This window comes from Nocardioides imazamoxiresistens, from assembly GCF_032378595.1.
Classification (GTDB): Bacteria; Actinomycetota; Actinomycetes; order Propionibacteriales; family Nocardioidaceae; genus Nocardioides; species Nocardioides imazamoxiresistens.
The window spans coordinates 25,747-47,476 of record NZ_JAVYII010000007.1; the positions used below are offsets into that span (position 1 = coordinate 25,747).

Genomic DNA, 21,730 nt, shown 5'->3' on the forward strand with positions numbered 1-21,730 from the left:
CGGGCTCAGGCGGGGCCGACGGCCTGCGCGACGAGGCCCGCCGACAGCGCGACGAACGGCAGCCCGGCGCCCGGGGCGGCGTGCGCCCCCGCGGCGAGCACGCCGGGCACCGGCGTCCTGGGGCCCAGGCGCGCGCGGACCGTGCCACGGCCCTGCCACAGCACGCCCCACGGCGACCCGTGCCAGTGCTCCACCTGGTCGCGCGCGGTGAGCGCGACACGGCGCACGACCTGGTCGGTGACGTCGACCCCGGCGCGGGCGAGCGCCGGCACGACGTCGTCGTGCAGCCGCCCGCGCGCCCGGACGGTCCACGCCGCGTGGCCGTCGGGCGCCGTGCCGCCGGTGGACAGCAGGAAGGTGGCGTCCGCGCCGTGCACGACCGTCTCCTCGGCGACGACGGGCAGGTCCTCGTCGCGCAGCGCGAGGTGCACGGTCGTCGCGGGCAGCGCCGGGACGGTCGTCGCCACGTGCCCGGCGAGCGCGGGCAGGCGCCGCGGGTCGATCGCGCAGACGACGACGTCGGCCGGCACCTCGCCCTGCGGGGTCGCCACGGCGACGGCGCGGCCGTCGCGGACGACCACGTCGTCGGCCGGGGTCGAGGTGTGCACGGTGACCCTGCGGGTGGCCAGCCGCCGTTCCAGGGCGTGGGCGAGAGCGGTCATGCCACCGTCGGCGGCGGGGACGGTCCAGACCCCGAAGCGCTGCTCGAGGTACGCCGTGACGCCCGCCCAGGCGGGCACCCGCCGCGGGTCGTGGCCCGCGACGACGGCCTCGTGGACGGCGACCAGCCGCAGGCGCGGGTCGCGCAGCGCCCGCCGCGCGCGGCGGTGCAGGGTCTCGCGGGGGAACAGGACGCGGTGGGTGGCGCGGTCGCCCAGCGAGGGGTCCCAGGGTCGCTCGAGGTACTCCCGGCGCAGCAGGTCCCAGGTCGGGGCGTACGCCTCGACGTGGCCGAGCCACTCGGCACCCAGCCCGGGCCCGAGCTCCTCCAGCGCGTCGTGCTGGGCCTCGCGGGAGCTCCCGGGCAGTCGCAGCACGGTGCCACCGGCGAAGCGGTGCTCGCGCACCAGGTCGCGGTGCTCGAGGACGAGCTCACGGTCCAGCGGGCGACCCGACTTGCGGAACAGGTCGCGCGCGGCGGCCGGCAGCAGGGTGCGGGTCGGCCCGCGCTCCCAGGAGAAGCCGTCGACCTCGAGGCGCTCCAGCGCGCCGCCCAGCCGGTCGGCGGCCTCCAGCAGCGTCACCTCGTGACCGAGCTTGGCGAGCCGGACGGCGGCGGCCATGCCGCCGTAGCCGCCGCCCACGACGACGATGCGGCTCATCGGGGACGGCTCGCGGCGCCTGCGGCGGGGGCGCCAGGTGTGACGGCGGGCTCGTCGGGGAACACAGTCGGTCACTGTAGGGGTCCGCGGCCTGTGGCCGACGCCACGTTCGCGGAAGTGGGCCTCGGATGACGGATCGGTAGCATCCTCGTTTCCGTGCGGTGACGAGGGGATGGACGGGGAGATCAGGTGAGTGCGATGACGACGGACCGCGAGGGCGAGGCCGTGGCGACGACCGGCACGACGAGCGCGGTGGCCGCGTCGGGGACCCCGGGCGCCACCCGCGTGCCCCCGATGGTGAGCCTGGCCCTGCGCGCCGCGAGCGCGCAGATGGTCGTCATGGCGGTGGCCACGGTCGCCACCTACCTCCTCCAGGACGCGCTGCGCGACGCGTGGCTGTTCGACCGTGCGGTCGCGACGAACCAGAGCGTCGACGCCGTGCGCGAGTCCCCGATGCAGGCCCCCGGGTTCTTCCCGGTCGCCCTGACGTTGTTCGTCACCTACGTGCTGCTCGCGCTGGTGCTCGTCGCCATGGTGCGGGTCGGCGCACGCTGGGCCCTCTACAGCCTGACCGCGCTGGTCGTGATGAGCGCGGTGCTGCAGCTGGTGCTGGGCACGACCGCCGGCGCGCCGGTCGTGATCATGCTCCTCGCCGCCGCCTCCGTGGCCCTGCACGGCCTGACCGTCCTGCTCCTGTGGCACCCCGCCAACGCCCGCTTCTTCCGCAACGCGCACAACGGGCACTGGGCCCGCGTCGTCGACGCCGACGAGCGCTGACCCGCCGGTCCCGGAACCGGTCACGGGCCGGTTGTCGGTGGCCCTCCCTAGTGTCGCGATCACATCGAACAGGTGATCGAACACGACGAGGAGTTGCCGTGAGCCCGACCGTTCCCAGTGCCGTTCCCAGCGCCCTTCCCGGCGCCGCGCCCACCGGCGCCACCGTCCTGCCCGCCGCCGCCCACGCGTACCTCGGTCGTGCTGCGACCTCCCTGCGTGACGCGACGGTGGCGACCGACGCGCCGACGCGGTACGCCTGCGCCCACGTCGCCGCGCTGCAGGCGGCCGCCGCTCTCCTCTCCGCCCGCACGACCCCGGTCGCCTCGCCGCGCCGCCGGTCGCGCAACGCCTGGGTGCTGCTGACGGAGACCGCGCCCGAGCTGGCGTCCTGGGCGGCGTTGTTCGCCGCGGGGTCGCAGACCTACCAGGCCGCCCGGGCCGGCTCGACGCGCGGCGTCGCCCTCGCCGACGCGGACGCCGTGCTCGGCCAGGCCGACCGGTTCCTCGCCGTCGTCGAGGGGGAGCTCGGGCTCCTGCCGCACCAGCTGTTCACCCACGAGCCCCTCCGTTCGGCCTAGGCTGCTCGCGGACCTCGGGGTCCCCCCGTGGTCCGTCGTGCCCGGGGCCCTCGCGGCCCCCTGACGAAACGGAGCAACGAACGATGCAGCACGCTCTCGGGAGGCGTCGCCGGCTGGCGGCGCTGGTGCTATCGCTCGGTCTCGGCATCACGCTGGGACCCGTCACACCCTCGGCGGTCGCCGACGACTCCGGCCCCTCGGCCGCGGTCTCCGGTTCGACCTCCGTCGCGGCCCTCGACGTGGCGGCCGCTCGCGCCACCCAGGACGGCTCGAACGCGACCGTCCGCGGCTACGTCGTCGGCCAGCCGACGTCGACCTCGACGGTGGTCACGTCCGACTTCCCCAACGACTACGCCCTCGCGCTCGCCGACGACCCGGGGGAGTCCGACCCGGCGGCCATGCTCTACGTGCAGGTCCCCGCCTCGTTCCGCGCGCAGTGGGGCCTGGCGTCGCAGCCCGGTCTGCTGGGGCAGCAGGTCGACGTCACGGGTGCGCTGCAGGCGTACTTCTCGGCGCCGGGGCTGAAGAGCCCCACCGCCTTCGCGCTCGCCGACGGCACGGCTCCGGAGCCCGAGCCAGAGCCCGAGCCCGAGCCGGGGCCCGGACCGGGTGACGTGCCGGCCGGCTACTACGACGGCACGGAGGGTCTGAGCGGGGCTCAGCTCGAGGCCGCGCTGCACGAGATCATCTCGACCGACGTCGAGGTGCTGACCTACAGCGAGGTCTGGGAGGCCCTCAAGGTCACGGACGAGGACCCGGCGGACAGCGACAACGTCGTCGCGCTCTACAGCGGCTTCTCGCTCCCGAAGTCCGACAACGGTGGCAACGCCGACCAGTGGAACCGCGAGCACGTCTGGCCGCAGTCGCACGGCGACTTCGGCACCGCGCCGGGTCCGGGCACCGACGTGCACCACCTGCGCCCCGAAGACGTGACGGTGAACTCGGCGCGCGGCAACCTCGACTTCGACGAGGGCGGCACGGAGAACTCCGAGGCGCCCGGCAACTTCCGCGACGGCGACTCCTGGGAGCCCCGCGACGAGGTCAAGGGCGACGTCGCGCGGATGATCCTCTACATGTCCGTGCGCTACGAGGGCGGCGACGGCTTCGCCGACCTCGAGGTCAACGACCGCGTCGGCAACGGGTCGGCGCCGAACGTCGGTCGGCTCTCGGTCCTGCTCGACTGGCACGCCCAGGACCCGCCGGACGCGTTCGAGCAGCGTCGCAACGACCTGATCCACAGCGACTTCCAGGGCAACCGCAACCCCTTCATCGACCACCCGGCGTGGGCGGAGGCCATCTGGGGTTGATCCCCGGCCGACCGGCGCTCTAACCTCCTCCTGGTCGAACACGTGTTCGACCAGGAGGAGGTGCTCGCGTGTCCCGACGGTCCGGCCCGGCGACGCCGGGGCTTCCTCTAGGGTGGGCGCCATGGCTGCTGACGGAGGACCCGACGCCCGGCCGCTGCCGGCCGAGCGACGTGCCGATCCCCGCACCGCGATCGTCTTCGACACCCTGGCCGGCGCGCTCGACCAGCCCGGCCGCACGGTGGTCGACATCGGCGGCGGCACGGGCGGCTCGGCCGTCCGGCTCGCCGCCAGCGGCCACCACGTCACCGTGGTCGACCCCAGCCCGGACGCCCTGGCCTCGCTCGACCGCCGCGTGCGGGAGGCGGGGGTCGGGTCCCGGCTCACCGCCCACCAGGGCGACGTCGCCGACCTGGTCTCGCTGGTGCCCGAGGCCGGGGCCGACCTCGTCCTGTGCCACGGCGTCCTCGAGGTCCTCGACGACCCGGCCGCCGCGCTCGACGCCATCGTCTCGCGCCTGCGACCCGGCGGTCGGCTCAGCCTGGTCGCCGGGCAGCGCAACGCGCTCGTCGTCGCCCGGGCGATGGCCGGGCAGTTCGTCGCCGCTCGCGAGCTCCTCGACGACTCCGCGGCCCACGGGCGGACGGGTCGGCGGTTCACCGAGGCGGAGCTGCTCGACCTCGTCGGCGCCGCCGGCCTGGAGGTCGAGTCCGTGCACGGCGTGCGGGTCTTCGCCGACCTCGTGCCCGGCTCCCTCGTCGATGCCGAGCCCGGTTCCGCCGCGGCCCTCGTCGAGCTCGAGCGCGCCGTGGCCGCGCGGGCGGAGTTCCGTCCGCTGGCCACCCAGCTGCACCTGCTCGCCCGCCGCTGACCGACCCCGACGGCACGGGGGCCGGCCGTGATCGGGCCGCCCGACGCGGACGACCCCGAGCTCGCGGCGTGCACCGTGCTGCACGTCGACATGGACGCGTTCTACGCCTCCGTGCTCCTGCGTGACCGTCCCGAGCTCCGTCCCCTGCCCGTCGTCGTGGCGGGCGGCCTGGAACGCGGTGTGGTCCTGTGCGCCACCTACCCGGCGCGACGTCGGGGGATCAGCTCGGGGATGCCGACGGCGCAGGCCGCGCGGCTGGCGCGCGACCTGGTCGTCGTGCGCCCCGACTTCGGTGCCTTCGCGGCCGCCTCCGACGCGGTCTTCGCCGTCTTCGGCACGATCACGCCGGAGGTCGAGCCGCTCTCGCAGGAGGAGGCGTTCCTGCACGTCGGCGGCGCCCGGAGGGTGGCCACGCCGCTGGAGCTCGCCCGCCGGGTGCGTCGCGCCATCTGGGCCGAGCAGCAGATCACGTGCTCGGTGGGAGTGGCGGCCACCCGGTCGGTCGCGAAGCTGGCCTCGCGACGCTGCAAGCCCGACGGGCTCCTCGTCGTCCCGCCCCGCCGGGTGCGGGAGCTGATGGACCCGATGGACGTGGGGGAGCTGTGGGGGGTGGGGCCGGCGACCCGCGAACGGATCGCACGCATCGGTGTGACCACGGTCGGAGAGGTCAGGGCGCTGCCGATCGAGGTGCTCCGCACCGCCCTGGGGTCGGCCGGGGCCCGCGAGGTCCACGCCCTCGTGCGCGGCGAGGAGGCGGGGCGGCTGCACACGGCCTTCCGGGCGCACGAGCGTGCGCGCTCCATCGGCTCGGACCGCACGCAGCCGCGCGACCTGGCCCGCCGCGACGAGGTGCTCGCCGAGGTGCTGCGACTCGTGGTGGAGGTGATGGCCAAGGTGCGCCGCGGCGACCTGCGGGCCCGCGTGGTGTCGCTGCGGATGCGCCACACGGACTTCACCACCCTCACCCGCTCGCACACCTTCACCGAACCGGTCACCACCACCCAGGAGGCGTACGCCGCGCTCGTGGCGCTCCACGACGCCGAGCGGCCCGGCGAGCGGGGTCGGCCGCTGCGCCTGGTGGGGGTGCGCGTCACCACGACAGCAGCCAGCGGTCGCCCCTCCGAGCAGCTGGAGCTGGGTGTCGAGCGTCCGCGCTGGCGCGAGGTCGACGCCGCGCTGGACCGCGTGCGCGGGCGCTTCGGGCGGGGCGCGGTCGAGCCCGCGACGCTCGTCGGAGGACGCCGCGACGGGGGCGGTGACGGGAAATCGGACGTCCGTCTACCGTCCTCACCACCGCCTGCCTAGAATCGTCCTCGGAACAGGCGCACCGTCCCTTCGGTGCGTCGATGCCGGGCAGGACGGCCACGGTCGTCGAGGCTCACCGCCACGGGAGGAACAGTGCCGCTCTCAGAGGAAGAGCTGCGGATGCTCGAGCAGATGGAGCGCGCCCTCCTGGCCGAGGATCCGAAGTTCGCATCCGCCCTGCGCGGCTCGCGCGTCCGCAGCAACGCGCGCAAGCGCATCGTGATCTCCGCCGCCGCGTTCGTCGGCGGCATCGCGCTGCTGATGGGCGGCGTGATGGCCCGCGTGGAGATCGTCGGCATCCTCGGCTTCGTCGTGATGCTGGGCGCCGCCGTCTTCGGTCTCACCGCCCTGCGGTCCCGCACCGCGGTCGGCGCCGATCCCGCCGAGCACGCGACCGAGGGCCTCACCGTCATCGAGGGCGGCCGCCGTCCTCGCCGCTCGGGTCGCTCCCGCAGCGGCGCCTCCTCCTCCGGCTCCTTCATGGAGCGCATGGAGGAGCGGTGGCGTCGGCGTCGGGACAACGGCGGCTACTGAACCACCCACGACGTCGGCGCCTCGGCGCCGACGTCGTCGTCGTGCCCGGGGTGTTCGCCGGGCCGTCCCCGGCGTCGCGCTGCTGACCGGCCGCCCTGCCTGACGGTCGGCGCGGCCCGCCCGTGGAGAACGGCGCCCGGGCCGCGCCCGCCTCCGCGTGACGCCCCCGCGTCACGCCTCCGCTGCACGTGCCTGCGCGTCACTCGTCCGCGTCGGGCTCGTCCGCGCGTCGGCGCCCGAGCAGCGAGGGGGGTGCGAGGCGCGCGATCCAGCGCCGCGACCGCGGCAGCGTCGTGGCCCGCGCCTCGAGGACGGCCAGCGCCCCGTCGACCTGGTCCGCCCCGGCCGCTGCGCCCGTGCGAGCCGCGTCGCCACGGGCGTACCGCTCCCGCTCGACGGCGACCACCATCGTCTCGAGGGTGCGGACCGCACCCGCGGGCGCGGCGTCCGCGTCCGGCCAGTCGTCGAGCACGGCGCGTGCGGTGGCCGCGGGCGAGCGGTCGTCCGGCCAGTCCAGCCGGTGGTCCACCCAGCCGTCGCGCAGCTCGGCCCAGGCCCCCTCCGCCCCCTGGCGCCGGCGAGCCCGGCGTCTGCGGGCGCGGGCGACCGCCGGCAGCAGCGCCAGGCCCAGCAGGAGGACCGCGCCGGCCAGGACGGCGAGCGAGACCACGATCCACCGGGGCACGCCGGCCACCCGGTCCGAGCGGTCGTCGCCGGGCTCGTCGGCGTCGGCCTCGTCCGGGCTGCCGGGGGTCGCGGTGGCGGACGGGGGAGTGCTGGTGGAGGGCGGCGCCGTCGTGGGGGTGCTCGGCTCGGCCGACGGGTCCTCGGCGGGAGCGCCGGTGGCGTAGGGCGGCACCCGCGCCGCCCGCTGGGCCGGGGTGGGCTCGAACCGCACCCAGCCGGCGCCGGGGAAGTACAGCTCCGGCCAGGCGTGCAGGTCGTGGGCGCTGTACTCCCACGTCCCGGCACCGTTCGGCTGCGGCTGGAGGAAGCCGACCACGACCCGGCTCGGGATGCCGATCTCGCGGGCCATCACGGCCATCGCCGACGCGAAGTGCTGGCAGAAGCCGGTGCGCGTGTCGAAGAGGAACTCGGTCAGCGCGTCGTCGCCCTCGGCGGAGACGTCCAGGTCGTAGGAGAACTGGCGGGGGTCGCGGAAGTACGTCTGCAGCGCGAGCGCCGCGTCGTACGCGTCGTCGGCGCCACCGGCGACCTCCTCGGCCAGCGCGGTCACCCGCTCGTCCACCTCGGGGTCGGCGACGTAGAGCCCGTCGACGTCCACGCCGGCGTCGGTGTCGACGAGCTGCTCGGTCGTGAGGCGTCGAGGCCGCTGCTCCAGCGACCACGAGCGACCCGCCACCGTGGTGTCGCTGCGCGGGAAGTCGCCCGCCTGCGGGCGGTAGCGCCAGCCCTCGTCGGCGCGGATGGCGGTGAGGTCGTCGAGCACGGGCAGCCACGTGGACCGGAACGCGTCGGTGGCCTCGAGCTCCCAGGAGACCTGGGGGTCGGTGGCGCTGACGCCCTCGGGTCGCACGATGCCCTCGCCCAGCGGACGCTCGTCGAGCTCGCCGGCCACCCACTGCTGCAGGTCCTCGTCGAACTCGGCGAGCACGCTGACCCGGAGGTAGGAGGGCGCCGGGGTCCGGGGGTCGCGGGTGCGCAGCTCGACCAGCGGCACGTCCTCGCCGCGCTGCAGGTTGCCCTGGAGGTTCGCCGTCGGGTCGTCGAGCACGACCGCGTCGCCGGAGGCCTGACCGGTGCGGGCCCGGTCGAGGATCCCGAGGTCGAGCACGGGAACGAGCAGCGGCACCAGCACGGCGAGCGCCACGGTGGCCGCCCCGACGACCGGTGCTGCGACCGGCAGGCGGGCGGGGGAGCGCCCCGCCCGGTGCGGACGGCCCCAGGCGGCGGTGTCGACCTGCTCCTGGGCGGCGAGCAGCGCCAGGTAGCCGACGGCGCCGACGACGCCCCAGACGACGACGGAGTCGTCCTGGAGGATGGTGACCGGGAGGCTGTAGGCCGCGAGCAGGGGCAGGCCGACGACCGGCGCGGCGCGCACCGTGCCGGCCAGCGTGTCGCACATCCACAGCAGCGCGAGGGTGGCCACCACCAGCAGCGGTCCGATGCCGCCGTCGACCGAGGGCACCGGGGGCGGGTACGCCCGAGCCGCGTCCGTCGCGTCCGCGAGCCGGTCGACGACCTCCCCGAACGCGCCGGGCCCCGGCCAGGCGCCCGCGACGATCGCGGTGCCCAGCAGCACCGCCACCGCCAGCTGCACGAGGGCGGTCACGACGGCCGGGAGCCGCGCGAGCCGGGCGAGCGCGCCGCTCAGCACGAGGGCGGCGCCGCCGACCACGGCGGGCACGACGAGCTGGGAGCGGTCCGTGGTGAACCCGTCCCAGGACTGCAGCACGACGATCGCGGTCGCCATCGCGAGCGCGGCGGTGGCCGTCGGTCGCAGCACCCGGCCGACGACCCCGCCGCTCATCGACGCCTCCGGCCCAGGGCGCCCCACACCCGGTCGGGCGGGTCGTGGGGCCCGACCGCCGTGCTGCGCCAGCCCTGGGACGCCAGCCAGCGGGGCGGTGCGGACGCGTCACCTGCCGGGCTCTCGAGCGCCCACCGCTCGACGTCGAGGACGGCGGCCAGCGTGGTGGTGCCGCGGCGGGCGACGCCGGCGAGCGTCGTCGGGTCGCCGGGGGCGGCGCGGCCGAGCACCGCGACCGTCACGTGCCGCTCGCCGCCGCGCGAGTGGTCGCCGAAGCGGGCGAGGTCGGTGCGGGTCGACAGCCCGACGACCGCCAGCAGGTCGAGGGCCGCCGCCGCGCCGCCCGTCCCGGGCCCGGCCAGGGCGCTGGTCCCGTTGGCGTCCACGAGGTGCACGGTGTAGCCCTCCCGGCACAGGTGGGCGCAGATCGACGCGGCCAGCTCGACGGCGTGCTCGAGGGAGGAACCGAGGCCCTGCCCGTCGTGGGCCGACGCGCGGTTGTCGAGCAGCACGGTGGCGTGCGCCTGCCAGGGGTCCTCCTCGCGGCGCACCATGAGGTCGCCGGTGCGGGCCGTGGTGCGCCAGTGCACGCGGCGCAGGTCGTCGCCGCGGCGGTACTCGCGCACGCTGGCGTCCTCGGCGCTGCCCACCGCGGCGGCGCGGGGGCGGTCCTCGCCGCTGGCGCCGGAACCGCCCTCGAGGCGGATCCGGGGCAGCGGGGTCGCCCGCGGCCGCACCGTCAGGGTGGAGGTCCGGCTGAAGCCGCGCACGGCCTCCACCATCCCGAAGGAGTCCCGGGCGCGGACACTGGCGGGGCCGACCTCGTAGCGGCCGCGCACCTCGGGGCGTACCTCGTAGGTGACGGTGTCGTGCCACGCGCCGTGCACGCCGCGCACCACGACCCGAGCGCGCTGGCCGAGGACGTACGGCACCCGGTCCTCGACCAGCAGCACGCCGCGGGGCGCCGCTCCCGCCGTGCCGATGGCCAACGAGACCTGCGCCGGCGCGCCGACGTCGACGTGGCCGGGCACCAGGGCACGGCGCACGTGGACGTCGAGCCGGCCCGACCGCGTGGTCAGGAGGCTGACGAGCGGGACGGCGCAGGCGAAGACGCCGGCCCCCACCAGGGCGGGCTGGCCGAGCACCACGGCGCACGCCACCGCGGTGAGACCGGCGGCGACGAAGGCCCGACCACGGACGCTGAGCTCGGTGCGCGGCCGGGCGCCGGGACTCACCGGCGCGGCACCGGGACGCTCGACGCGGCGCGGTGCACCACCTCGGCGGCCGCCCGGTGCCCGCCGCCCGCGTCGGCGTGGAGGGCGACCCGGTGGGCCAGCACCGGCACCGCGAGCGCGAGGACGTCGTCGGGCAGGACGAAGTCGCGGCCGCCGACCGCGGCGAGCGCCTGGGCGGCGCGCACGAGGTGGAGGGTGGCGCGCGGCGAGGCGCCGAGCGCGATCTCGGGGGTCGACCGGGTGGCCCGAGCGATCGCGACGGCGTAGCGCTGGACCGGCTCGGCGACGTAGGTCTGCGCGACGATGCCGACCAGCTTGCGGATCTCGGCGGCGTCCGTGACCGGCTCGAGGTCCGCCAACGGGTCGCGGCCCGTGTGGTGGGCGAGCATCGCCACCTCGGCCGCCTCGGGCGGGTAGCCGAGGGACACGCGCATCATGAAGCGGTCGCGCTGCGCCTCGGGCAGGGCGTACGTGCCCTCCATCTCGACGGGGTTCTGGGTCGCGACGACCATGAAGGGGGCCTCGAGCGCGTAGGTCGAGCCGTCGACGGTGACCTGGTGCTCCTCCATGCACTCCAGCAGCGCCGACTGCGTCTTGGGTGAGGCCCGGTTGATCTCGTCGCCGATGACGATGTTGGCGAACACGCCGCCGGGGCGGAACTCGAAGGCCCGCGTCTCCTGGTTGTAGACGGAGACACCGGTCACGTCCGACGGCAGCAGGTCGGGCGTGAACTGGATGCGCCGCACCGACGAGTCGATGCTGCGGGCCAACGCCTTGCTCAGCATCGTCTTGCCGACCCCGGGGACGTCCTCGAGCAGGAGGTGGCCCTGGGCGAGCAGCGTGACGACCGCCGAGCCGACGACGTCGCCCTTGCCCTCGATCACCTTCTCGACGTTGCGCCGGATCCGTGCCGCCGTGCGTGCCACGGTCTGCGCGTCGGAGTGCTGCCCACTGCTCATCGGTCCCTCGTCTCTCGTCGCGCCCGGTGCGCCACCACCGTAGGGCCGGAGGGCAACGCCGCGCCGGTGGTGCGCCGGATCGGGACCGGAATCGGCCCCGGCCCTCCCCGGCGCTCCACCGCCGGCTGCGTGTCCCCACCAGCCCTCCACCTCGCCCCACCCCGGGCGAGAGCCGCCCGGCCGGCGTCCCCTCAGTGCCCCGACGGGCGGGCGAACGCACCCCCACGCCCCACTTCGCCGTCCGAAGCGCGACGGCTCCAGCCAGCCGAGGGAGAGCGAAAAGGGGCGAAAGGGGGCGCGGTGGAGCGCTGGTGGTTGCGTAGGGAGGAAAGTGGAGTAAAGTGGAGCGCACGGGAGCAGTGGGGAGTCATCGCTCGTCGAGTGGAGGTGGCCGGTGTTCGTCGGCACTTTCACGCCCAAGATCGACGACAAAGGGCGGCTCTTCCTGCCCGCCAAGTTCAGAGAGGCGATGGCCGAGGGGCTCGTGGTCACGCGTGGGCAGGAGAACTCTCTGTCCGTGTGGTCGCTCGCGGGCTTCGAGCGGTTGACGGCGCGTCTGCAGGAGGCGTCGATCACCGACAAGGGCACGCGCGACTACATGCGCATGCTCTTCGCCGCCGCTTCGAACGAGGCACCCGACAAGCAGGGCCGCATCGGCATCCCTCCGGTGCTCCGGCAGTACGCGGGGCTCGAGAAGGACGTCGTCGTGGTGGGAGTCATGAACCACCTGGAGATCTGGAACCCCGACTCGTGGGCGGCGTACAGCGCCGAGCAGGAGCCGAGGTTCTCGGCCCTCAGCGAAGAGGTCTTCCCCGGCGTCTGAGCCGGGGCGGCAGCAGGACGGGCACGACAGCAGGAACAGCAGCAACAGAACAGTGACGTACGGCGAGGTCTCGGGCCCGCCTCCTCCCGGTCTGGGGCACCTTCCCCGGTTCCAGACCGCGACCGGAGGCGGGCAGGGACCTGGCCGTACGTCATTTCCGTATCGGGTCGAGGGTCGAGGCGTGAGGGGTCGGGCGATGACGGTCGACGTGCTCGTGGTGCTCCCGCAGGGGGGACCGCGGTGAGCGACGTCCCCGAGGACGACGCGCCCGCGCACGCCCACGTACCCGTCCTGCTCGACCGGGTGGTCGAGCTGCTCGCCCCGGCCCTCGCGACCCCGGGGGCGGTGCTCGTCGACTGCACGCTCGGCATGGGCGGTCACTCGGAGGCGGTGCTCGAGCGGCTGCCCGACGCCGTGGTGATCGGGATCGACCGCGACCCCGAGGCGCTCGCCCGCGCCGGCCGTCGGCTCGAGCGCTTCGGTCGTCGCTTCGACGCCGCGCACGCCACCTACGACGAGATCCCCGACGTGCTGGCCGAGCGCGGTCTCGACCCGGTGGGCGGCGCGGGCGCCGTCCTGTTCGACCTGGGGGTCTCGTCGCTCCAGCTCGACGAGCTCGACCGTGGCTTCGCGTACCGCGCCGACGCCCCCCTCGACATGCGGATGGACCCCACGCGCGGCCCGACGGCCGCCGACGTCCTCAACACCTACGAGGCCCCCGAGCTGACCCGGGTGCTGCGCGACTTCGGCGAGGAGAAGTTCGCCCGCCGGATCGCCGACGCCGTCGTGCGGACACGGGCGGACGAGCCGTTCACGACCTCGGCACGGCTGGTGGAGCTGCTGTACGCGGCCATCCCGGCGCCGGCGCGCCGCACCGGCGGCCACCCGGCCAAGCGCACGTTCCAGGCGCTGCGGATGGAGGTCAACGACGAGCTCGGCGTGCTGCGCCGCGCCCTGCCGGCCGCCCTCGACGCGGTGGGGATCGGCGGTCGCGTGGTCGTGGAGTCGTACCACTCGCTGGAGGACCGGCTGGTGAAGCGGGCCTTCGCCGCGGGTGCGCGCACCGAGGCGCCCGACGACCTCCCGTTCGTGCCCGAGGAGGCGCAGCCGGAGCTGCGGCTCGTCACGCGCGGCGCGGAGAAGGCCGACGAGGCGGAGATCGCGGCGAACGCGCGGGCGGCGTCGGTGCGGCTGCGCGCCGCCGAGCGGGTCCGTCGTCGAGACCCCGGTGGGAGCGCCGGCAGGAGCGGCGGCACATCTGGCAGGACGGGCAGGGACGGGCAGGGACAGGACCGGACGGGAGGACGCCGACGATGAGCACGTCACCGCAGCGCTGGAAGGTGGTCCCTCGGTTCGCCGAGGAGGCGGTCGAGCGCGCCCGCCTGGAGGTGGTCCCGCGGGTGCGGGCCCGGGCTCCGCGCGTGCCCTTCGTCATCCTCGTCTCCGCCGTGCTGCTCGCCGGCACGGTCGGGCTGCTGCTGTTCAACACCTCGATGCAGCAGGCCGCGTTCACGGGCGCGGCGCTCGAGGAGCGCGCGGAGGTGCTCACGGCCCGGCAGCAGACGCTCAAGGGCGAGGTGGAGCAGCTGCGCGACCCGCAGCGGCTCGCCGAGGCGGCCGTCGCGCAGGGGATGGTGCCGGCGGTGACGCCGGCGATCCTCGACCTGCGCGAGGGGGCCGTGGTGGTGCAGGGCGAGCCTGCCTCGGCCGACGACGCCCTCGACGTCAGCACGCCGGAGCCCGCCAAGCCCTCGGTCCTCACGCCGGCGCCGATCGTCCGCGAGGTGCCCGCCGAGACGGTGGCCCCGGAGCAGCCCGCGACGCCCGAGCAGGGTGCCGCGCAGGGAGCCGAGCAGGGTGCCGCGCAGGACGGGGCCCCGACGGCGCAGCAGCAGGAGCAGCAGGGCGTCGAGGCGCCCCAGCAGCAGGGCCAGCAGCAGGGCCAGCAGCAGGCCCCCTGACGACACGCGTCGCCTCCGCCGACTCGGCGTGCGGAGGGAGTATCAAGAGCAGCACAGGTCACACCAGCCTCATCAGCCCCATCAGCAGCAACCGTCACTTCAGGCCCTCCGGCACCATGAGGTGACCGGTCAGCCCGACCGACGTCCACGACCCGAGGAGCGACGAGCCCGTGCCCCCACGCCCCGCCCCCCGGCGTACGCGCCGCTGGTCCGGCCGCCGCGGCTCCGCGCACGTGCGGATGCGGATCGGTCTGGTGATGATCGCGATGGTCGTCTCGCTCTTCGCCGCCCGGCTCGTGCAGCTGCAGGGCATCGACCCGGGGGAGTACGCGGCCATGGCGGCCGCGCGGGGCACGCGCGAGGTGGTCCTGCCCGCGGCCCGCGGCGACATCCTCGACCGCAACGGCGACCCGCTGGCCGCCTCGGTGGAGGGCCTGATGGTCATCGCCGACCCGTCGCAGACCTCCGACGACGCCCCCGAGATCGCGCGGATGCTCGCGGACGGGCTGGGCGCCGACTACTTCTCCACGCTCGAGAGCCTGCGCACCGACGGCAGCCGCTACGAGTACATCGCCCGGCGGGTGCCGTCGACGACGGCGCTGCAGGTCGTGCGCGACATCTCCGACGCGGGGTTCCGCGGCGTCTACACGGAGGCCGACCCGGTCCGGGACTACCCGGCCGACGAGGTCGCCGCGAACCTCCTGGGCTTCATCGGCACCGACGAGCCGCTGGCCGGCCTGGAGCTGACGTTCGACGAGCAGCTCGCCGGCACCGACGGCGCGGCGCAGTACCGCGTGGGCGGCGGCAACCGGATCCCGCTGGGCGAGAACTCGGAGACCGAGCCGGTCGACGGGACGGACCTGACGATCACGATCGACCGCGACGTGCAGTGGTACACGCAGCAGGTGCTGCGCCAGACGGTCGACGAGTGGGGCGGCGAGTCCGGCACGATCGTCGCGCAGGACGTGCAGACCGGGGAGATCCTGGCCCTGGCGGACTACCCGACCTACGACGCCAACAACCCGCTGCTGGCCGACGAGAGCGACCTCGGCTCGCGGGCCCTCAACGACGTCTACGAGCCGGGCTCGGTGCAGAAGGCGCTCACCATGGCGGCGCTCATCGACGCCGGCAAGGTGACGGCCTCGACCCGGGTCACGGTGCCGCCCTACCTGGAGCGCCAGGGGCAGCGCATCGGTGACTACTGGGACCACGACACGCTGCGCCTGACGCTGGCCGGCGTGCTGGCCAAGTCCTCCAACATCGGCACGGTGCTGGCCAACGACGCCTTCACCTCCGAGGAGCTGTACGGCTACCTGCAGGACTTCGGCCTGGGCCAGGCCACCGACGTCGGTATCCGCGGCGAGGCGGCCGGCACGCTGCCCGCGCCGGAGGCGTGGACCCAGATGGAGCACGACCGCATCGCGTTCGGGCAGTCGCTGTCGGTCAACGCCCTGCAGATGGCCAGCGCCATCAACACCATCGCCAACGACGGCCTGTACGTCTCCCCGTGCCTCGTCGAGGGCAGCGCGACGACCGCGGACGGCACGCAGGTGGGCACCGACCAGCGCACGACCCGGCAGGTCGTCAGCGCCGAGGCCGCCCGGATGACGGCCGAGATGATGGAGCGCGTCGTCGACCCCGAGGCCGGTGTCGCCCCGGGCGCGCAGATCCCCGGCTACCGGGTGGCGGGCAAGACCGGCACGGCGCAGCGCGCGGTCGACGGCGGGTACGACGGCACGACCGTCAGCTTCGCCGGCTTCGCGCCCGCCGACGACCCGCAGTTCACCGTCTACGTCGTCGTCCAGGACCCCGACAGCGGGGGCGGCGGCACGGTCGCGGCGCCCGCCTTCGCGCAGGTGATGTCCCACCTGCTGCGCAAGTACGCGGTCGCGCCCACGGGCGCCGCGCCCTCCGACATGCCCGTCGAGTGGTGACCGGCCGCCGGACTAGGCTGCCCCGGGTGATGTCGACGCCTCCGAGCCCCCCGACCGACGACGCCCTCGCCGCGGCGCGCCCGCGCTCCGCCCCGAGCGTCGCGCTCGGCGACGTCGCACGGTGGGTCGGCGCGCAGGGCCCGGCCGGTGCCGACGGTGCCGACGGCGTCGCGGTGCGCGGTGTCACCCTCAGCACGCGCCGGGTGGCCCCCGGCGACCTCTACGCGGCCCTGCCCGGCGCCCGGGCGCACGGCGCCGACTTCGCGGCCGACGCCCTGGCCGCCGGCGCGGTGGCCGTGCTCACCGACCCCGACGGCGCCGCCCGGCTCGTGGCGGCCGGGGGAGCGGGCGTACCCGTGCTCACCGTCCCCGACCCGCGGGCGGTGCTCGGGTCGCTGGCCGCGCGCCTGCACGGGCGCCCGGCGGAGCGGATGGCGACGGTCGCCGTCACCGGCACCCAGGGCAAGACCACGACCACGCGGCTGGCGGAGGCGGCCCTGACCGCTGCGGGCACGCCGGCCGCGGTGGTCGGCACGGTCGGTACGCGGGTGCGCGGGGTCGACGTCCCCACCTCGCTGACCACCCCCGAGGCGCCCGACCTGCACGGCCTGTTCGCGCGGATGGTGGAGGACGGCGTCGAGGTCTGCGCCATGGAGGTCTCCAGCCACGCGCTGGTGCTCGGACGCGTCGACGGCGTCGTGTTCGACGTCGCCGTCTTCACCAACCTGGGGCGCGACCACCTGGACTTCCACGCGGACGTGGAGGAGTACTTCGCGGCGAAGGCGTCGCTGTTCACCCCGCAGCGTGCGCGCCGGGCGCTCGTCAACGTCGACGACGAGCACGGCCGACGCCTCGTCGGCCTGGCCGCCGAGGCGGGCCTGGAGGTGCGCACCTTCTCGCTGCGGCCCGGCGCCGCCGACTGGTGGGTCGACGACGTCGTCGCGGAGCCCGAGGGCTCGCGCTTCACCGTGCACGGCCCGGGCGGGGCGGTGGAGACCACGACGGTGCCGCTGCCCGGCGACTTCAACGTGGCCAACGCGCTGGCGGCGCTGGCGGCCCTGGTCGAGGCCGGGCAGGACCTGGCGGCCGTCGCCGACGGTCTCGCCCGCTCCGGCGGCGTCCCGGGCCGGCTCGAGCGCGTCGACGTCGGGCAGGACTTCACCCTGGTCGTGGACTACGCCCACAAGCCCGACGCCGTGGCGGCGGCCCTGTCGACGCTGCGGCCGCTGACGAGCGGGCGGGTGCTCCTCGTGCTCGGCGCCGGCGGCGACCGCGACCCGGGCAAGCGGCCGCTGATGGGTCGCATCGGTGCGGAGCTGGCCGACGTCCTCGTGGTCACCGACGACAACCCCCGCACGGAGGACCCCGCCGCCGTGCGCGCCGCCGTGCTGGCCGGCGCCGCGGAGGTGCCCGAGGACACCCGCGCCCAGGTCGTGGAGATCGGCGACCGGCGCGCCGCGGTGCGCCACGCCGTGACGGCCGCGCGTCCGGGCGACATCGTCGTGGTGGCCGGCAAGGGTCACGAGACCGGCCAGGAGGTCGCCGGGGTCGTGCACCCCTTCGACGACCGCGTGGTCGCCGCCGAGGAGGCCCGAGCCGTGCAGGAGCGCCGATGATCCCCCTCACCCTCGCCGAGATCGCCGCCGCGGTCGGCGGCACCGTCGACGGCACGGCCGGTGACGGCGACGGGTCCGGCGGCGACGTCGTCGTCGACGGCGTCGCCACCCTGGACAGCCGCGACGTGGCCCCCGGCGGCCTCTTCGTCGCCGTGCCGGGCGAGCACGTCGACGGCCACGACTACGCGCAGCGCGCCGTCGCGACCGGCGCCGCCGCGGTGCTCGCCCAGCGACCCGTCGGTGTCCCCGCCGTGCTGGTCCCGGACACCACGGTCGCCCTCGGACGCCTCGCCCGCGCGGTGCTGGAGCGCGTCGACGCCGGCGTCGTCGCGCTGACCGGCAGCCAGGGCAAGACGGGGGTCAAGGACTACCTGGCCCAGGTGCTGGCCGCCGACGCCCCGACGGTCGCCACCCTCGCCAACCACAACAACGAGCTGGGCGTCCCCCTCACGGTGCTGCAGGCCGACGCGGACACCCGCCACCTCGTGGTCGAGATGGGGGCGCGCGGCGTCGGCCACATCGCGTACCTCTGCGACATCGCCCCGCCCCGCGTCGCCGCCGTGCTCAACGTCGGCACCGCGCACGTGGGCGAGTTCGGCTCGGTCGACAACATCGCGCGCGCCAAGGGCGAGATCGTCGAGGCGCTGCCCGCGGACGGGCACGCGGTGCTCAACGCGGACGACCCCCGGGTGGCGGCCATGCGCCCGCGCACCGCGGCCCCGGTGCTGACCTTCGGCGAGGCCGGGGACGTGAGCTGGCGCGGCCTGGAGCTCGACGCGCTCGGGCGCCCCAGCGTGGAGCTGGGGTACGCCGGCGCCTGGGCGCCGCTGCGCCTCGCGGCCTCCGGCGCCCACCAGGTGCCCAACGCGGCCGCGGCCGCCGCCCTCGCCCTGTGCCGCGGCCTGGACTTCGAGACCGTCGTCGAGGCCCTGTCCGCGGCCCGGCCCGCCTCGCGCTGGCGCATGGAGGTCACCGAGCGGGCCGACGGGCTCGTGGTGGTCAACGACGCGTACAACGCCAACCCCGCCTCGATGCGCGCCGCGATCGACGCGCTGGTCGCCATGGCCGCGGGACGGCCGGGACGCGCCGTCGCGGTGCTGGGGGAGATGCGCGAGCTCGGCGCCGGCGCGGACGAGGAGCACGAGCGCCTCGGCCGCGCGGTGGCGCAGGCCGGCGTCGACGTGCTGGTCGCCGTCGGGGGAGCCGAGGGTGCCGGGGCGGCCGGACGGATCGCCGCCGGGGCCCGGGCCGCCGGCGACGTGGAGACCGTCGTCACACCCACCCGGGACGAGGCGCTCGCCTGGCTGGGTGACAATGTCTCGGCTCACGACGTGGTGCTGGTCAAGGCGTCGCGCGGGGTCGCCCTCGAGGTCGTCGCCGACGGTCTGCTGGGCGCGGCCGCGGGAGCCGCAGCGACCGGGGCGACCGGAGAGGCCGGAAGGGCCGGAGAGGGAGGACCGACGACGTGAGAGCGATCCTGCTCGGGGGTGGACTCGCGCTGGTGCTGTCCCTGCTCGGCACACGCGTGGCGATCAGCGTGCTGTCGGCCAAGGGCTACGGCCAGGAGATCCGCGACGACGGTCCGACGTCGCACCACACCAAGCGCGGCACGCCCACGATGGGCGGCATCGTCATCATCTTCGCGTCGGTGCTGGGCTACCTCGTCGCGAAGCTGGTGACGTGGACGCCTCCGTCGGCCTCGGCGTGGCTGCTGCTGTTCCTGTTCGTCGGCCTCGGCATGGTCGGCTTCCTCGACGACTTCATCAAGATCTACAAGCAGCGCAGCCTGGGTCTGCGCAGCAAGGCGAAGATGGTCGGCCAGACCCTCATCGCGCTCACCTTCGGCGTCCTGGCGCTCTCGCCCTGGCTGGAGTCGCCGACGAACGGACGCACCCCGGCCTCGACGAACGTGTCGTTCCTGCGCGACATCGAGTGGCTGGCCCTGCCCGCGATCCTGGCGGTGCTGCTGATCTGGCTGATCATCGCGGGCACCAGCAACGGCGTGAACCTCACCGACGGGCTCGACGGCCTGGCCGCGGGCGCGGCGACGATGGTCTTCGGGGCGTACACGCTGGTCAACATCTGGCAGTTCAACCAGATCTGCCCGCCGGGCTCGTCGGTCGGCTACTGCTACGAGGTCCGCGACCCGCTCGACCTCGCGATCGTGGCGGCGGCGATCACCGGTGCCTGCTTCGGCTTCCTGTGGTGGAACGCCTCGCCCGCGCGGATCTTCATGGGCGACACCGGCTCGCTGGCGCTCGGCGGGGCGCTCGCCGGCCTCGCCATCCTGACCCGCACCGAGCTGCTGCTCGTGGTGCTCGGCGGACTGTTCCTGCTCGAGACGCTCTCGGTGATGCTGCAGGTCGGCTTCTTCAAGGTCAGCGGCGGCAAGCGGATCTTCCGGATGGCCCCCCTGCACCACCACTTCGAGATGCTCGGCTGGGAGCAGGTCACCGTCGTGATCCGCTTCTGGATCATCACGGGCATCTTCGTGGCGGCCGGCATGGGCATCTTCTACGCGGAATGGGTGGCCAACCTGTGACCTCGCCGGACCTCGACACCCTGGGCCAGCGCGACCCCTGGGACGGCGTGCGCGCGGTGGTCGCCGGCTTCGGCGTCTCCGGCTTCGCCGCCGCCGACAACCTGACCCACCTCGGCGCGCAGGTGACGGCGCTCGACGAGTCGAGCGCCGGCGACCGGCCGGAGAAGGCCGAGCTGCTGGAGGTCCTCGGGGCCACGGTCCGGCTCGGCGAGGGCGCGACCGCGGTCCTGCCGGAGGACGTCGACGTGCTCGTGACGTCGCCGGGCTGGCGTCCGGACGCCCCGCTGCTCGCGCAGGCCGCGGCCCGCGGGGTGCCCGTGTGGGGCGAGGTCGAGCTGGCCTGGCGCCTGCGCGACCCCGAGCGTCCCGCGCCGTGGCTGGCGGTGACCGGCACGAACGGCAAGACCACGACGGTGCAGATGCTGCACGCGATCCTCGAGGCAGCCGGGCTGCGCAGCGCCGCCGTCGGCAACGTCGGCCGCCCGGTCGTGGAGGCCGTGATGGACCCGGCGGGCTACGACGTCCTCGCGGTCGAGCTCTCGAGCTTCCAGCTGCACTACACCGACTCGATGGCGGCGGAGTCCGCGGCGGTGCTCAACCTCGCCGAGGACCACCTGGACTGGTACGCCGACCTCGCCGCCTACGGGGCCGACAAGGCCCGCGTCTACGAGCGCGTCCGCCGCGCCTGCGTCTACAACGTCGCCGACCCCGCCACCGAGGACATGGTGCGGGAGGCCGACGTCACCGAGGGCGCGCGCGCCATCGGGTTCACCCTCGGCACGCCGGGCCCCAGCATGCTGGGCGTCGTCGACGACATCCTGGTCGACCGGGCGTTCATCGAGGAGCGGCACACGAGCGCGGCCGAGCTGTGCACGATCGGCGACCTGGCCTCTCCCGCGCCGCACTTCGTCGCCAACGCCCTCGCCGCCGCGGCGCTGGCCCGCGCCCACGGCGTCTCCCAGCAGGCGGTGCGTGACGGCCTGCGCTCGTTCCGTCCCGACGGCCACCGCATCGCCGACGTCGGCGAGGTCGACGGGGTGCGCTACGTCGACGACTCCAAGGCGACGAACCCGCACGCCGCGCAGTCGTCGCTGCAGGCGTACGACCCCGTGGTCTGGGTGGCCGGGGGCCTGGCGAAGGGCGCGCGCTTCGACGACCTGGTCCGTGCCGTCGCGGACCGGCTGCGCGGCGCCGTGGTCTACGGCCGCGACCGGGACGTGATCGCGGACGCGTTGTCGCGACACGCCCCGCAGGTCCCGCTCATCGTGCTCGGTGAGGACGACACTTCTGCCGACGGCGATCCCATGGCGCGCGTCGTCGGGGCCGCAGCGGGCCTCGCCCGCGAGGGCGACACCGTGCTGCTGGCCCCGGGGTGCGCGTCCATGGACATGTTCGCCAACTACGGCGCTCGCGGGGACGCGTTCGCCGCGGCCGTCCGACGGAGGGCCGCGCAGGACTGACGGGGCCCTCCGGGGCCG

18 protein-coding genes are annotated in these 21,730 nt (G+C 75.4%); 14 read left to right on the forward strand and 4 right to left on the reverse strand.

From position 1 onward, the window contains the following. Positions 1 to 5: 5 nt before the first annotated feature. A complete protein-coding gene (locus RDV89_RS15505; RefSeq protein ID WP_315734317.1) occupies positions 6 to 1,322 on the reverse strand; it encodes a phytoene desaturase family protein in 1,317 nt (438 codons plus the stop codon). 198 nt (positions 1,323 to 1,520) lie between these two features. Here RDV89_RS15505 and RDV89_RS15510 point away from each other — a divergent pair, with 198 nt between their 5' ends. The 6 genes from RDV89_RS15510 to RDV89_RS15535 all read left to right on the forward strand — a co-directional run bounded on the left by RDV89_RS15510 (position 1,521) and on the right by RDV89_RS15535 (position 6,691). Beyond that, a complete protein-coding gene (locus RDV89_RS15510) occupies positions 1,521 to 2,099 on the forward strand; it encodes a hypothetical protein (RefSeq protein WP_315734319.1) in 579 nt (192 codons plus the stop codon). A gap of 98 nt (positions 2,100 to 2,197) precedes the next feature. Continuing rightward, the gene (locus RDV89_RS15515; RefSeq protein ID WP_315734321.1) at positions 2,198 to 2,677 is read left to right on the forward strand and encodes an SAV_6107 family HEPN domain-containing protein; all 480 of its coding nucleotides are present in this window, start codon (positions 2,198 to 2,200) and stop codon (positions 2,675 to 2,677) included. Positions 2,678 to 2,760: 83 nt separating this feature from the next. Further along, positions 2,761 to 3,984 carry an endonuclease gene (locus RDV89_RS15520; protein WP_315734323.1) on the forward strand — a complete coding sequence of 408 codons (1,224 nt, stop codon included), beginning with the start codon at positions 2,761 to 2,763 and terminating at the stop codon, positions 3,982 to 3,984. A gap of 121 nt (positions 3,985 to 4,105) precedes the next feature. Beyond that, positions 4,106 to 4,852 (forward strand): class I SAM-dependent methyltransferase, encoded by a 747-nt coding sequence (locus tag RDV89_RS15525; RefSeq protein ID WP_315734325.1) that lies wholly within the window; start codon positions 4,106 to 4,108, stop codon positions 4,850 to 4,852. Positions 4,853 to 4,879: 27 nt separating this feature from the next. After that, complete coding sequence (gene dinB, locus RDV89_RS15530) at positions 4,880 to 6,157, forward strand: DNA polymerase IV (RefSeq protein WP_315734327.1); 1,278 nt, start codon at positions 4,880 to 4,882, stop codon at positions 6,155 to 6,157. Positions 6,158 to 6,250: 93 nt separating this feature from the next. Further along, positions 6,251 to 6,691, forward strand: coding sequence for an SCO2097 family morphological protein (locus RDV89_RS15535; RefSeq protein WP_315734329.1), 441 nt, complete (start codon positions 6,251 to 6,253; stop codon positions 6,689 to 6,691). Positions 6,692 to 6,890: 199 nt separating this feature from the next. On the opposite strand, the gene RDV89_RS15540 is transcribed toward RDV89_RS15535, so the two are convergent. From RDV89_RS15540 to RDV89_RS15550, 3 genes are read right to left on the reverse strand one after another with little or no spacing between them, the layout of a single operon-like run. After that, positions 6,891 to 9,182 carry a transglutaminase TgpA family protein gene (locus RDV89_RS15540; protein ID WP_315734331.1) on the reverse strand — a complete coding sequence of 764 codons (2,292 nt, stop codon included), beginning with the start codon at positions 9,180 to 9,182 and terminating at the stop codon, positions 6,891 to 6,893. Continuing rightward, entirely contained in the window at positions 9,179 to 10,417 is a 1,239-nt protein-coding gene (locus RDV89_RS15545; RefSeq protein ID WP_315734332.1) for a DUF58 domain-containing protein, read from the reverse strand. The genes RDV89_RS15540 and RDV89_RS15545 overlap by 4 nt, the downstream gene beginning before the upstream one ends. Further along, on the reverse strand, positions 10,414 to 11,376 hold the full coding sequence (locus RDV89_RS15550; RefSeq protein WP_315734334.1) for an AAA family ATPase: 963 nt from the start codon (positions 11,374 to 11,376) through the stop codon (positions 10,414 to 10,416). Before RDV89_RS15550 ends, RDV89_RS15545 begins: the two co-directional genes overlap by 4 nt. A gap of 394 nt (positions 11,377 to 11,770) precedes the next feature. On the opposite strand from RDV89_RS15550, the gene mraZ reads away from it, so the two are divergent. The 8 genes from mraZ to murD all read left to right on the forward strand — a co-directional run bounded on the left by mraZ (position 11,771) and on the right by murD (position 21,712). Next, a complete protein-coding gene (gene mraZ / locus RDV89_RS15555) occupies positions 11,771 to 12,199 on the forward strand; it encodes a division/cell wall cluster transcriptional repressor MraZ (RefSeq protein ID WP_315734335.1) in 429 nt (142 codons plus the stop codon). A 240-nt stretch (positions 12,200 to 12,439) separates the two neighbouring features. Then, entirely contained in the window at positions 12,440 to 13,516 is a 1,077-nt protein-coding gene (rsmH, locus tag RDV89_RS15560; protein WP_315734337.1) for a 16S rRNA (cytosine(1402)-N(4))-methyltransferase RsmH, read from the forward strand. After that, on the forward strand, positions 13,513 to 14,160 hold the full coding sequence (gene ftsL, locus RDV89_RS15565; RefSeq protein ID WP_315734339.1) for a cell division protein FtsL: 648 nt from the start codon (positions 13,513 to 13,515) through the stop codon (positions 14,158 to 14,160). Before rsmH ends, ftsL begins: the two co-directional genes overlap by 4 nt. 170 nt (positions 14,161 to 14,330) lie before the next feature. Further along, positions 14,331 to 16,094: a peptidoglycan D,D-transpeptidase FtsI family protein gene (locus tag RDV89_RS15570; protein WP_315734341.1), complete on the forward strand. Its 1,764-nt coding sequence runs from the start codon at positions 14,331 to 14,333 to the stop codon at positions 16,092 to 16,094. A 29-nt stretch (positions 16,095 to 16,123) separates the two neighbouring features. Further along, positions 16,124 to 17,710: a UDP-N-acetylmuramoyl-L-alanyl-D-glutamate--2,6-diaminopimelate ligase gene (locus RDV89_RS15575; RefSeq protein ID WP_315734676.1), complete on the forward strand. Its 1,587-nt coding sequence runs from the start codon at positions 16,124 to 16,126 to the stop codon at positions 17,708 to 17,710. After that, the gene (locus RDV89_RS15580) at positions 17,707 to 19,179 is read left to right on the forward strand and encodes a UDP-N-acetylmuramoyl-tripeptide--D-alanyl-D-alanine ligase (RefSeq protein ID WP_315734343.1); all 1,473 of its coding nucleotides are present in this window, start codon (positions 17,707 to 17,709) and stop codon (positions 19,177 to 19,179) included. The genes RDV89_RS15575 and RDV89_RS15580 overlap by 4 nt, the downstream gene beginning before the upstream one ends. Next, positions 19,176 to 20,252, forward strand: a complete 1,077-nt coding sequence (gene mraY, locus RDV89_RS15585) for a phospho-N-acetylmuramoyl-pentapeptide-transferase (RefSeq protein WP_315734345.1) — start codon at positions 19,176 to 19,178, stop codon at positions 20,250 to 20,252. Before RDV89_RS15580 ends, mraY begins: the two co-directional genes overlap by 4 nt. After that, positions 20,234 to 21,712, forward strand: coding sequence for a UDP-N-acetylmuramoyl-L-alanine--D-glutamate ligase (gene murD, locus RDV89_RS15590; protein ID WP_315734346.1), 1,479 nt, complete (start codon positions 20,234 to 20,236; stop codon positions 21,710 to 21,712). Before mraY ends, murD begins: the two co-directional genes overlap by 19 nt. The last annotated feature ends 18 nt before the right edge of the window (positions 21,713 to 21,730 follow it).